Genomic DNA, 12,572 nt, shown 5'->3' on the forward strand with positions numbered 1-12,572 from the left:
AGGTTGCGCAATAATCGGGCAGCTGCGCGAACACCGCGGCACGCGACAAACGAATCGCGCCGGCCGCGGTCCCACCGATCGCTTCGACCAATACCGGGCTGCCGACGTGCCGACCTACCGCTTTCGCCATTTCGATGATGTGACCGGCATCGATCCCGCCGCCTGGGATGCGCTGACCGACGGACAGGCCTGCGTGTCGCACGCCTTTCTCGCCACGCTCGAGGCGACCGGCTGCGTCGGGCCGGGCACCGGCTGGCTGCCGCGCCACGCAACGCTGTGGGACGGCCCGCAACTGGTCGCGGCGATGCCGCTGTACGAGAAGCACCATTCGTACGGCGAATACGTCTTCGACTGGGCGTGGGCCGAAGCGTATGCGCGCCATGGCCTCGCCTACTATCCGAAGTGGCTCGCCGCAGTGCCGTTCACGCCAGTGCCCGGGATGCGCCTGCTCGGCCGTGATCCGGCAAGCAGAAAAGCGCTGCTGCAGGCGACGCTGGCGTTGGCCGAGGAAAGCGGCCTGTCGTCACTGCACGTGCTTTTCCCCACCGAAACCGAGGCCGGATGGATGCGGGAAGCCGGCCTGCTGATCCGCCAAGGCGTGCAGTTCCACTGGTTCAATGCGGGTTACCGCGATTTCGACGACTTCCTCGCCAGCCTGAACCATGAAAAGCGCAAGAAAATCCGCCAGGACAGGCGCCGCGCCGCGGCCCACGCGCTGACGTTCCGCTGGCTCGACGGCACGACGGCGAATGCCGCCGACTGGGCGCTCTTCCATCGCTGTTACGCAGCGACGTACGCGCTGCATCGCTCGACGCCGTATCTCGCGGCGCCGTTCTTCACGCAGCTCGCGTCGCGCGCCCCGCACAGCGTGCGGCTGCTGCTCGCCGAACGCCAAGGCGAGCCGGTCGCGAGCGCTTTTTTCCTGTGCGACGGCGAAGCGCTCTACGGCCGCTACTGGGGCGCGACCGAACATCTGCCGTTCCTGCATTTCGAGCTGTGCTACTACCGGGCGATCGACTACTGCATCGTCCATCGCCTGAGCCGCTTCGAGGGCGGCGCACAGGGCGAGCACAAGCTCGCGCGCGGGCTGCAGCCCGTCGTCACGCGCTCCGCGCACTGGATTCGCGAACCGCGCTGGCGCGACGCGGTGGACCGCTTTCTCGCGCAGGAGACCGCGGGCATCGATTTCTATCTCGATGAACTGACCGAGCGCTCGCCGTTTCGCGCCTCGCAAAGGACGGCGCCGGAATGAAAACGGCCCGCGCTCGGCGGGCCGTTATTCGGACCAGACTGCTGCAGTGTATTTATTTTGCGGCGTTCTTCAGGCCGTCGAGGATTTCCTGCTTCGCGTCTTCCACGGTGCCCCAGCCGAGCACCTTGACCCACTTGCCCGGCTCGAGATCCTTGTAATGCTCGAAGAAATGCACCGTCTGCTTCATCAGCAGCTCCGGCAGGTCGTCAGTGGTCTGCACCTTGTCGTAGAGCGGCGTGAGCTTCGACACCGGGACTGCGACGACTTTCGCGTCCTGGCCGCCGTCGTCTTCCATCTTCAGCACGCCGACTGGACGGCAGCGGATCACCACGCCCGGCATCAGCGGAAACGGGGTCACCACCAGCACGTCGACCGGGTCGCCGTCGCCGGCGACGGTGTGCGGCACGTAGCCGTAGTTGATCGGGTAGCGCATCGACGTGCCCATGAAGCGATCGACGAACACCGCGCCGCTGTCCTTGTCCACTTCGAACTTGATCGGCTCGCCCTGCGCCGAAATCTCGATGATGACGTTGATGTCGTTCGGCACGTCCTTGCCGGCCTTCACGAGGTCGAATCCCATAATTCCCTCTCCCATGGAAAATGTGGCGCGGATTATAAGGGGAAACGCGTCGCCCGTCGCTGCCCGCAACGTCTGCCGAAGCGCGCTCCGGGTTTCGCGGCCCACCTTCAACGTGCGGTCTTCAGACCGGACTGGGCGGCGTGCGCCGGGACATTGCATTGTCATGTGACGAACAACACGGCGGTGGCGGCTACGGGATGATAGCATCACGCCCGGCTGGCATCTTCGGCACCATTGCAACAACCGGCATTCAGGATAGATGAGTACCGCGCAGCGCACGGCGAGATGCCATGGCCATGATCCACGAAGAATTTCCCGCGGCACACCATGCTATTCAACTCGGTCAATCAGCACTGCCTGCACAACATCGTCCAGCTCGCCCAAACCCATGCTGTCGAGGCGGCCGAAGACATCTTCGACGAACGCGGCATCAAGCTGTGGGCAAAGGGCAGGCCGGTGTCGGCCGACCTGCAGGAAAAGCTGCTGCGCCGCAAGCTGGCCAAGCCGCTCGAAGCGACGCTCGCCGTCGAAGGAGCGGTCGCCTTCTCCGATGTCGTCGAAGCCTGCCGCGAACAGGTCGAGGACAATCCGCTGTTCGCACGGCTTGCCAGCCGCGACGCGCTGGCGCTTCTCGGCGAACTCAGGACGATACCGCTGCCGCAGCCGCTGCGCCTGCTGCTGACAACCGCCCAGGCCAGCGGCAACCGCAGCTTCGGGCACGCCCTGGCGACGATGCTGGTATGCGCGTGCATCGCGACCCGGCTCAACGCCAGCGAGCACGATGCGCAGACGCTGCTGACGGCCGCGTTGCTGCATGACCTCGGCGAAATGTATATCCATCCCGACTACCTGAGCGGAAGCCGCCAACTGCGGCCGCACGAGTGGAAGCACGTCGCCAGCCACCCCCGCATCGGACAACTGCTGATCCAGGAGCTGACCACGCTCCCGACAGCGATCGGGCGGTGCGTCGCGCACCACCACGAACGGCTCGACGGCAGCGGCTATCCCAATCAGCTCGAGCGCAGCAAGCTTCACCGCCTCGGCAGCTGGCTCGCCGTCGCCGAAACGGCCGGCGCGATCCTCTCCAGTGGCCATCCCGGCGCACCGTCGCGCGCGGCGCTCGCGCTGCGCCTCGTGCCCGAAGAATTCGACCGCGACGCCGTCGCCGCCGTCACCCAGGCGCTGCGCAAGGACGGTGACAGCTTCGGCGACGACGACTGCCAAGGGGCGCCCGACACGCACGCGATCCCTGCCCGGCTCGACTGTGCGATCAGCCGCGCGGAAGACCTGCACGCATCCCTCGACACCCCGTTCGCGCGCCAGATCGTCGCAACGGCCCTGCAGCAACTGCACAATCTCGAAAAATCGCTGCGCGCCACCGGCGCCGCCGAAGCCGCTTCGCTCGGTGAACAACTCGATCGGCAGCTGGTCGCCGAAAGCGGCCAGGTGGCCCGGGAAATCGACTGGCGGATGCGCAACCTCGCACGCAATCTCCATTTGCGGGCCGAGGCCTACGCGGACGGCGCGAACCTCGCGCGGCTGACGCCGCTGATCGAGACGCTCGACGGCGCGTTGCCGGCGGGCGCTGCGTCCGCCGCCTGATCGCGCGATGGGCCGTCGCGGCACCGCGCCGCTTATTCGATCACACCCGGGCCTGTCCCGGGCACGCTAAACTCTTCGCGCAAGCCTCCAGCAGGAATGGACATGGACGAATTCGAAGCTCAGATGCAGGCGTTTCGCAAACAGATCGAACGGGAACTCGAAGAGGACAGCATCAGCTTTCCGACCTCGTTCGACGTGTCGCTGCGCATCAAGCGGCTCGCCGACAACCCCGACTCGACGCTCGACGAGATCACGACGGTGGTCAAGGCGGAACCGGTGCTGAGCGCGAAAGCGGTGCGGATGGCCAACGCCATCGCACTCAACCCTTACGGCAGGCAGACGAGGAATGTTTCCGAAGCGGTCGGGCGCATCGGCCTGTCCGCGCTGCGCTGCCTCGCTTTCGCGGTTGCCGCGGAACAACTCGTGCAGGACCACCGCTCGCGCAACCTTCGCCTGATCGCTTCCGGGCTGTGGATGCATTCGCTGGACGTCGCCGCGTGGGCGTACGCGATCGCCCGGCACTTGAAAGTGGTCAATGCCGATACCGCGATGTTCGGCGGCATGATGACCGACATCGGCCAGTTCTTCCTCGTCGCTCGCGCGGCGGATTATCCGGCGCTCGAGCGCGGCATCGATCGCTTCGCGGAGTTCGCCGCGACGTGGAGCGAGCCGGTCGGGCGCGCAGTGCTGGAGGCGTTCGAACTGCCCGAAGCGATCCTCGACGCTTTCCCCTACGAAGACCCCTACGGCGGTTCATGGCCGCCAACCGACCTAGCCGACGTCCTGTTCGTCGCATCGCTGGCCGCCGAGACGCCGAACCCGTTCGACACGCTGCTGGGCATCCGCCACCGGCCCGCGTTGCTCGACACTTCGACTTCGGGCATCGAGAAGATCAGGCTGACGCAGCTGCTCGATACCGCCCGCGCGCAGCGCCAGCACATCCTCAACGCGGTGTGCGGCTGAGCGGCGACCGGCAGTTTTCGATAGAATCCCGCGGTTTGCTTTCCCGATCGCCCACCCCCATCCTCTCGCGCAACTCATGAAAGAAATCGCTCCTGCCTCGCCCGCTCCGGACAACCTCGACGCGCTTCGGCTCGAGGTCGCCGGGATCATCGTCGAAGCGCTCAACCTCGAGCAGGCGCCGGCCTCGATCCCTCCCGACGACTCGCTGTTCGGCGAAGGCCTCGGGCTCGATTCGATCGACATCCTCGAAGTGGCCCTCGTGGTATCGAAACGCTACGGCTTCCAGCTGCGCGCCGATGACGACGACAACATCAGCATCTTCCGTTCGCTGCGCAGCCTGACCGGATACATCGCCAGCCACCGCACGCAATGAAACTCGACTTCGCGCGCGGCACGCATCGCGTCGCCCTGGTCTGCGTCGTCGTCGCGTGGGCGGTCGCGGCCCATTACACGACCGCGCTGGTCGAGACGTCCGCGTGGGGAGCGCTGCTCGGCATCGCGCCGTTCGCGTTCGTCGCCGCAACATTCGCGTGGCACTCGCCGTGGCGCACTGTGCTGCTCGCGCTGCTGGCGTTCGCGGCGCTCGGGCTCGCGCTGCTGTGGCCGACGCTCGCACGCAACGTCGGTTGGATGTATTTCATCCAGCATGTCGGCACCAACGCCCTGCTCGGCATCGCGTTCGGCCGCACCCTCACCGGCGGGCGCGAGCCGATGTGCACGCGCGTCGCGGCGCTCATCCACGGCGCACCCGGCCCCGTGCTCGCGCGCTACACGCGCGGCGTGACGATCGCCTGGACGCTGTTCTTCGGCCTGATGGCAACGGCGTCGATCGCGCTGTTCGCGTTCGGACCGCTCGACCTGTGGTCCGCTTTCGCGAACCTGCTGACTTTTCCGCTCGTCGCGCTGATGTTCGCCGGCGAATACGCAGTGCGCCTGCGAGTCCTGCCGCCCGAAGCGCGCAGCGGCATCCTCGACGCGGTGCGCGCTTATTGGCAGCCGCCGCCGAGCGCTGCGCTCGCGGGCTCGACCGAAAAACCGCCGGCGCGCGCAGCCCACCGATGAGCGAGCTCGCGCTGCCGCTGCTGGGCCATGCGTGCCTCGGCGCCGCCCTCGCGTGGCGCGACGGCGAACGCATCAGCGTCGCGCGCTTTCTCGGCGACGCGCACCGGCTCGCCGCATTGCTGCCTGCGGGCGGCAACGTGCTCAATATCTGCGCCGACCGCTACCGCTTCACGGTGGGACTCGCGGCCAGCCTGCTCGCCGGCAAAGTCAGCCTGCTGCCGTCGACGCACACCCCGGAGACCGTGCGCCAGCTCGCGGCCTTTGCGCCCGACGCGTTCTGCCTCGCCGATGGCGTGTGCGACATCGACCTGCCGCAGTTCCATTACCCCGAACTCGCCGGCGCCGACCATGCCGGCCCGATGCCCGCCGTCGCCGCCGACCAGCTCGTCGCCTGCGTGTTCACCTCCGGCTCGACGGGCACGCCGGTGCCGCACCGCAAGACCTGGGGCGCGCTGGTGCGCAATGCCGCGGCCGAAGCGCAGCGTCTCGGACTGTCCCCCGCCGCGCCTCATGCGATCGTCGGCACGGTGCCGCCGCAGCACATGTACGGCTTCGAGTCGACGGTGCTGCTCGCGCTGCAGAGCGGCGGCGCGTTCTGGGCCGGGCGGCCGTTCTACCCGGCCGACATCGCGGCCGCGCTCGACGCCGTGCCACGTCCGCGCGTGCTCGTCTCGACGCCGTTTCACCTGCGCACGCTGCTCGCCGCCGAAGTGCCCCTGCCCGTCACCGATCTCGTCGTCTCGGCGACTGCGCCGCTGTCGGGCAACCTCGCCGCCGACGCCGAAGCGCGCCTGCGCGGTCCGCTGCTGGAAATCTACGGCTGCACCGAAACCGGCCAAACCGCGACGCGGCGCACCGCGCTGACCGCGGAATGGCAGCTTTTTCGCGACGTCCGCCTGAGCGTCGAGAACGGCCAGGCGTGGGCATACGGCGGACACGTCGAGCAGCGCACCGCGCTCGGCGACGTCATCGAACCGACCGCCGACGACCGCTTCCTGCTGCACGGGCGGTCGGCGGACCTCGTCAACATCGCCGGCAAACGCAGTTCGCTGAGCTACCTGAATCACCAGTTGAACGCGATTCCGGGCGTGGTGGACGGCAGCTTCGTGATGCCGGACGACGAGCAGATCGACGGCGCGACGCGCTTGTGGGCAGTCGTCGTCGCGCCGGGTCTCGACCGGGCGGCGCTGCTGCACGCGTTGCGCGAGCGCATCGACCCGCTGTTCCTGCCACGCCCGCTGCTGTTCGCCGACCGGCTCCCGCGCAACGCGACCGGCAAGCTGCCGCGCGCCGCGCTCGGCGAGCTGTTCCGCCAGTTGCGCAGCGACCCGGCATGAAGTTCGAAACCACGATCGTCGTCACGCCGGACCATCCGGCGTTCGCCGGGCATTTCCCGGGCCAGCCGATCCTGCCCGGCGTCGTGCTGCTCGGCTGGGCCGCCGGCGCGCTCGGCACCGCGCTGGGCCGGCCGGTGCCGCCGTGCCAGATCGCCGCGGCGAAGTTCCTGCAGCCGGTCCGGCCCGGCACCTCGCTGCTGATCCGCCATGTGCGCCAGCCCGGCGACGCGTGGCACTTCGAGATTCTCGCCGGCGACGCGACAGTGGCGTCCGGCACGTTGAAAGTGACCGCGCCGTGACTCGCACTCGAACCGCAGCCGCGCAGCCCGCGAACCTGGAGGGTTCGGCCGACGCCCGAGGGCCCGCCGCCGACACCACCTGGACACGTCGCCCCGAGCGCAGCAACGACGCGATGTTGCGGCTGATGACGTGGATTTCGCTGCGTCTCGGGCGGCGCGCCGGACGGCTCGTGCTGCGACTCATCGCCGGCTATTTCCTGCTGTTCGCTCCCGCCGCACGGCGTGCGTCTCGGGCATACCTCGCGCGCGCGCTCGGACGTGCGCCGCGGCCGGCCGAATTGTTCCGGCATTTCCTGAGCTTCGCGACGACGATCCACGACCGCATCTATCTCCTCAACGAACGCTTCGACCTGTTCGACATCCGCGTGCACGGCGGCGAACTGATCCGCGACATCGTCGCCGATGGCACCGGCGTGTTCCTGGTCGGCGCCCACCTCGGGAGCTTCGAGGTGACCCGGGCGGTCGGGCGCCAGCAGCCGGGAATCCGGGTCGCGATGGTGATGTACGAAGACAACGCGCAGAAAATCAACCGCACGCTCGCTGCGATCAATCCGGCGGCGCAGCAGGACATCATTCCGCTCGGCCGGCTCGATTCGATGCTGCAGGTACGCGAACGGCTCGACGACGGCATGCTCGTCGGCATGCTCGCCGACCGCAGCGTCGGGCCGGACGCGGTCGAGCGCGTCGATTTTCTCGGCGCGCCGGCGAACTTCCCCGCCGGACCGTGGCGCATCGCGGCGATGCTGAAACGTCCGGTGATCCTCATGGTCGGCGTCTACCGCGGCGGCAACCGCTACGACATCCACTTCGAGCGGCTCGCCGATTTCACTGCCGTCACGCGCGAAACCCGCGGCACCGCGCAGCGCGACGCGATCGTCCGCTACGCCGCGCGGCTCGAACATTACGCGCGGCAAGCGCCATTCAACTGGTTCAACTTCTTCGACTTCTGGCAACCGGCGCGCAGCCCGGACGCCGACTGACATCCGGGAGCCGCTGGTGCGACGAGCCGGACTGATCCCGCTGCTGTGTGCTGTCGCGCTCGCGATCACCGCGCCGCTACGTGCAGCGGGCGCCGACGCGTGGACGATCGAACAGCTGATGCACACGCTCGGCACACAGCGCTCCGGACGGGCGCACTTCGTCGAACGCAAGTACCTCGCGATCCTGGACGCCCCGGTCGAGTCGTCCGGCGAGCTGCGCTTTCGCGCCCCCGACCGGCTGGAGAAGATCACTCTCGAGCCGCGCGCGGAATCGCTGGTGCTCGAAGGGAACACCGTGACCGTGATGCGCGGCGAGCGCCGCCACGTCGTGCAGCTGTCCGATTACCGCGAGATTGCCGCGTTCATCGACAGCATCCGCGCGACCCTCGCCGGCGACCGGGCCGCGCTCGAGCGGACGTATGCTGCAAGCCTCGCGGGCACGTCCCGAGCCTGGACGCTGACGCTGCTGCCACGCGCCCCGAAAATGGCCGAAGTCGTGCTGCGCATCACGATCAGCGGCAGCGATGCGCAGCTGCGCGGCATCGAGATCCTGCAGGCCGACGGCGACCGCTCGGTGATGGAGATCGTCCCGGAGCGCGCCGCGCGATGACGCAGCGCTTCGTGCCGGCGCTGCTGGTGTGGCTCGCGTTCGTCGGCCTGTCCGTCGCAGTCGTCAGCCAGACGCGCTTCACGAGCGATCTGTCGGCCTTCCTGCCGGCGAGCCCGACCGCTGAACAGCAGGTTCTCGTCGATCAGCTGCGCGACGGCATGGTGTCGCGCCTGCTGCTGATCGGCATCGAGGGCGGCGATGCCACGACGCGCTCGGCGCTGTCACGCGAGCTTGCGCGACGGCTGCGGGCCGACCCGGCATTCGGCGTCGTCGCAAACGGCGAACCGGTGCACCGCGAACGCGACCAGGCGCTGCTGTTCGCCAACCGCTACCTGCTCAGTCCCGCCGTCACGCCGCAGCGCTTCGGCGTCGAAGGCCTGCAGGCCGCGATCGGCGAGTCGATCGACCTGCTCGCATCGCCCCTCGGGATGCTGACGAAGTCGCTGCTGCCGCGCGATCCGACCGGCGAAATGATGCAGCTCCTCGAACGTCTCGACGGCGACGCCCGTCCCGCGCTCGTCGAAGGCACGTGGGCGTCGCGCGACGGGCAGCGCGCGCTGCTGCTCGCGCAGACGCGCGCCGCCGGTTCCGATCTCGACGCCCAGCAGGAAGCGATCGCGAAAGTGCGCGAAGCGTTCACGGCTGTCGCGCAGGAGCAGCAGGCCGGCGACGCGCGCTTGCTGCTGTCCGGCCCCGGGGTCTTCGCCGTCGCCTCGCGCGCGACGATCCAGGACGAAGTGCTGCGGCTGACGCTCGTGTCGATCGCGCTGATCGTCACGCTGCTGCTGTTCATCTACCGCTCCGCGACCGCGCTGCTGCTCGGGCTGCTGCCGGTCATCTCCGGAGCGCTCGCCGGCGTCGTCGCGGTGAGCCTCGGTTTTGGCGTCGTCCACGGCATCACGCTCGGTTTCGGCACGACGCTGATCGGCGAAGCGGTCGACTACGCGATCTACCTTTTCGTCCAGTCCGCATCGGCCAACGAGCATAACGAAGCGCAGCGACGGCCCGGCATCGCGGCATTCTGGCCGACGATCCAACTCGGTGTGCTGACGTCGATCTGCGGCTTCGCGACGCTGCTGTTCTCCGGCTTCCCGGGGCTCGCGCAGCTCGGCCTGTATTCGGTCGCCGGCCTCGTCGCGGCCGTCGCGACGACGCGCTTCGTGCTGCCGCATCTGCTGCCGTCGGGCTTTGCGATTCGCGACGTTCGCCCGCTCGGCGTGCAGCTGCAGCACCTGCTCGTGAACGCGCGCCACCTGCGCTGGGGAGTCGTCGCGCTGGCGCTGGCCGCCGCAGCGGTGATCCACGTCAACCGCGACCGGGTATGGAACCGCGAGCTCGCCGCGCTGAGCCCGGTCCCGGCGGCAGACCAGGCCCTCGACCTCGCGCTGCGCAGCGATCTGGGCGCCCCGGATGTGCGCCATCTCGTCGTCGTCAGCGGCGGCGATGCCGAAAGCGCGCTGCAGGCCGCCGAAGCGGTCGGCGCGCGCCTGCAGCAGCTGGCGAACGAAGGGGCGATCGGCGGGTTCGAGAGTCCGGCGCTGTATCTTCCGTCCCAGGCGACGCAGCTGGCCCGGCGCGCCAGCCTCCCCGAACCGGCCGAACTGGGCCGCCGGCTCGAACTCGCGACGACCGGCCTGCCGCTACCGGCCGCGCGCCTCGCGCCGTTCGTCGCCGATGTCGCCGCCGCACGCGAACGGGCGCCGTTGACGCGCGGCGATCTCGACGGAACGAGCTTCGCCCTCGCCGTCGATTCACTGCTGCTCGCGCAGCGCGACCACTGGATCGCGCTGCTGCCATTGCGCGCCCCCGCCGACGGCCCCTTTGCGCACGCGATCGACCCGCAGCGGGTGCGTACCGCGCTCGAAGGGAACGCAGCGCACCCGCTGTTCATCGATCTCAAAGGCGAATCCGACCGCCTCTATTCCGGTTACCTCAACGAAGCGCTGCTCCTTGCGCTCGCCGGCGTCGCGGCGATCGTCGTGCTGCTCGGGCTCGTGCTGCGCTCGGCCGCGCGCGTGCTGCGTGTGCTCGCGCCGCTCGTCGCAGCGGTGCTGGTCGTCGTCGCGGGCCTCGTGCTCACCGGCGTCACGCTGACGATCCTGCATCTGGTCGGGCTGCTCCTGATCATCGCGGTCGGCTCGAACTACGCGCTCTTCTTTGACGGCAGCGAAAACTGCGGCGGGCCCGCACCGCGCACGCTCGCATCGATGCTGTTCGCGAACCTGACGACGGTCGCCGGTTTCGGCGTGCTGGCATTCTCGTCGGTGCCGGTACTGCAGGCGATCGGCAGCACCGTCGGCCCCGGTGCGATCCTCGCGCTGCTGTTCGCGGCAGTCCTGTCACGCCCCTGATGCCCCGCCGCTACCGCCCGACCCCGCTGATCGGACTGTCCGTCGCGCTGCACGGCGCAGCGGGTGGCGGCCTGCTGCTGCACCCGGACGCCTGGCCGTGGGCAGCCGGCGCGCTCGCCGCGGACCACGCGCTGCTGACCACTGCCGGCCTGCTGCCGCGCTGCCGCCTGCTCGGCCCGACCTGGACGCGCCTGCCGGCTGCAGCCGCCGCGCGCGGCGAAATCGCGCTCACGATCGACGATGGTCCGGATCCGCACGTGACGCCACATGTGCTCGATCTGCTCGACCGCCACGGTGCGCGCGCGAGCTTCTTCGTCATCGGTCGGCGCGTCGAACAACATCCGGCGCTCGCGCGCGAGATCGTCGCCCGCGGCCACGCGCTCGAAAACCACAGCGAACAGCACCTGAAGAGCTTCTCGCTGCACGGGCCGCGCTGGTTCGAGCGTGAGATCGCGACCGCGCAGCAGACGATCAGCGCGTGCTGCGGCGACGTCCCGCGCTTCTTCCGTGCACCGGCCGGGCTGCGCAATCCGTTCCTCGAACCGGTGCTGGCTCGTCTCGACCTGCAGCTCGCGGCGTGGACGCGCCGCGCCTACGACACCCGCATTGGCGACGCGCGAAAAGTCGGCGACCGCCTGCTCGGCGGGCTCGCAGCAGGTGACATCCTGCTGCTGCACGACGGCAACGCCGCGCGCAGCGGGCGCGGCACGCCGGTCATCCTCGACGTGCTGCCTCGCGTTCTCGCCGCCTGCGCGGCCGCCGGACTGCGCCCGGTCACTTTGCGGGCGGCGATCCGGTGAGCGACGCCCTGTTCCGCGCACTGCTCGATGCCGCGAGTGCGGCATACCGCCCGGCCGGCCCGTTCGCGTACCACTTTGCGCGCGGCAAGCTCGGCGGGGACCCGCTGTTCCGCATGCTGCTGCAGCGCGGCATGTTCCCCGCGACAGCCCGCGTCGTCGATCTGGGCTGCGGACAGGGGCTTCTGGCGTCGTGGCTGCTTGCTGCGCGGCGCCTGCACGAGTGCGGGCGATGGACAAGGGAGTGGCCGACACCGCCGAAGTTGCTTGGGCTGCGCGGCATCGACCGCAATCCGCACGATGTCGCACGGGCGCGGCGCGCGTTCGCCGAAGATGCGGCGGTCGTCGAGATCCGCCAAGGCGACATCGCGACGCTCGAGGCGACCGAGTTCGGCCCGGTCGACGTCGTCACGATTCTCGACGTGCTGCACTACCTCGACTTCGCCGCGCAGGAAAACCTGCTGCGCGAAGTCCGCGACGCGCTCCCTGCCGGGGGGCGCCTTTTCGCCCGCGTCGGCGACACCGACGCGGGCCTGCCGCACCGCCTGTCGACCGCGGTCGACTTCGCCGTTGCGTTCGCGCGCGGCCACCGCCTGCCGCGGCTGTACTGCCGATCGTCGCGAAACTGGATCGCGCTCCTCGAAGAACTCGGCTTCTCGGTGCACGGCGAGCCGATGGGCAGCGGCAAATCGTTCGCGAACGTGATGCTCGTCGCGCAGCGGCCGCTTTGAAGCGTTCG

The 12,572-nt window shown here is 69.2% G+C and carries 13 protein-coding genes; 12 read left to right on the top strand and 1 reads right to left on the bottom strand.

The window, feature by feature from the left end; translation table 11 throughout:
* The first annotated feature begins 106 nt into the window (after positions 1 to 106).
* Entirely contained in the window at positions 107 to 1,252 is a 1,146-nt protein-coding gene (locus tag PA01_01795) for a GNAT family N-acetyltransferase (protein KON82239.2), read from the top strand.
* 52 nt (positions 1,253 to 1,304) lie between these two features.
* On the opposite strand, the gene ppa is transcribed toward PA01_01795, so the two are convergent.
* Complete coding sequence (gene ppa, locus PA01_01800; protein KON80542.1) at positions 1,305 to 1,832, bottom strand: inorganic diphosphatase; 528 nt, start codon at positions 1,830 to 1,832, stop codon at positions 1,305 to 1,307.
* Between the two features lie 327 nt (positions 1,833 to 2,159).
* Here ppa and PA01_01805 point away from each other — a divergent pair, with 327 nt between their 5' ends.
* The 11 genes from PA01_01805 (at position 2,160) to PA01_01855 (ending at position 12,564) form a co-directional block, all read left to right on the top strand.
* Positions 2,160 to 3,434 (top strand): HD domain-containing protein, encoded by a 1,275-nt coding sequence (locus PA01_01805; GenBank protein KON80543.1) that lies wholly within the window; start codon positions 2,160 to 2,162, stop codon positions 3,432 to 3,434.
* Between the two features lie 102 nt (positions 3,435 to 3,536).
* Entirely contained in the window at positions 3,537 to 4,397 is an 861-nt protein-coding gene (locus PA01_01810; GenBank protein ID KON80544.1) for an HDOD domain-containing protein, read from the top strand.
* 76 nt (positions 4,398 to 4,473) lie between these two features.
* On the top strand, positions 4,474 to 4,770 hold the full coding sequence (locus PA01_01815) for a phosphopantetheine-binding protein (GenBank protein ID KON80545.1): 297 nt from the start codon (positions 4,474 to 4,476) through the stop codon (positions 4,768 to 4,770).
* On the top strand, positions 4,767 to 5,459 hold the full coding sequence (locus tag PA01_01820; protein KON80546.1) for a hypothetical protein: 693 nt from the start codon (positions 4,767 to 4,769) through the stop codon (positions 5,457 to 5,459). Before PA01_01815 ends, PA01_01820 begins: the two co-directional genes overlap by 4 nt.
* The gene (locus PA01_01825; GenBank protein KON80547.1) at positions 5,456 to 6,796 is read left to right on the top strand and encodes an AMP-binding protein; all 1,341 of its coding nucleotides are present in this window, start codon (positions 5,456 to 5,458) and stop codon (positions 6,794 to 6,796) included. Before PA01_01820 ends, PA01_01825 begins: the two co-directional genes overlap by 4 nt.
* Positions 6,793 to 7,095: a beta-hydroxyacyl-ACP dehydratase gene (locus tag PA01_01830; protein KON80548.1), complete on the top strand. Its 303-nt coding sequence runs from the start codon at positions 6,793 to 6,795 to the stop codon at positions 7,093 to 7,095. Before PA01_01825 ends, PA01_01830 begins: the two co-directional genes overlap by 4 nt.
* Before the next feature lie 125 nt (positions 7,096 to 7,220).
* A complete protein-coding gene (locus PA01_01835) occupies positions 7,221 to 8,075 on the top strand; it encodes an acyl-CoA synthetase (protein ID KON82240.2) in 855 nt (284 codons plus the stop codon).
* Positions 8,076 to 8,091: 16 nt separating this feature from the next.
* Complete coding sequence (locus tag PA01_01840; protein ID KON80549.1) at positions 8,092 to 8,685, top strand: outer membrane lipoprotein carrier protein LolA; 594 nt, start codon at positions 8,092 to 8,094, stop codon at positions 8,683 to 8,685.
* Positions 8,682 to 11,036 (top strand): MMPL family transporter, encoded by a 2,355-nt coding sequence (locus tag PA01_01845; GenBank protein KON80550.1) that lies wholly within the window; start codon positions 8,682 to 8,684, stop codon positions 11,034 to 11,036. The genes PA01_01840 and PA01_01845 overlap by 4 nt, the downstream gene beginning before the upstream one ends.
* The gene (locus tag PA01_01850) at positions 11,036 to 11,836 is read left to right on the top strand and encodes a polysaccharide deacetylase family protein (GenBank protein ID KON80551.1); all 801 of its coding nucleotides are present in this window, start codon (positions 11,036 to 11,038) and stop codon (positions 11,834 to 11,836) included. Before PA01_01845 ends, PA01_01850 begins: the two co-directional genes overlap by 1 nt.
* Positions 11,833 to 12,564, top strand: coding sequence for a class I SAM-dependent methyltransferase (locus PA01_01855; protein KON80552.1), 732 nt, complete (start codon positions 11,833 to 11,835; stop codon positions 12,562 to 12,564). Before PA01_01850 ends, PA01_01855 begins: the two co-directional genes overlap by 4 nt.
* The last annotated feature ends 8 nt before the right edge of the window (positions 12,565 to 12,572 follow it).

The sequence above is a fragment of the Azoarcus sp. PA01 genome (assembly GCA_001274695.2).
Taxonomy (GTDB): Bacteria; Pseudomonadota; Gammaproteobacteria; order Burkholderiales; family Rhodocyclaceae; genus Aromatoleum.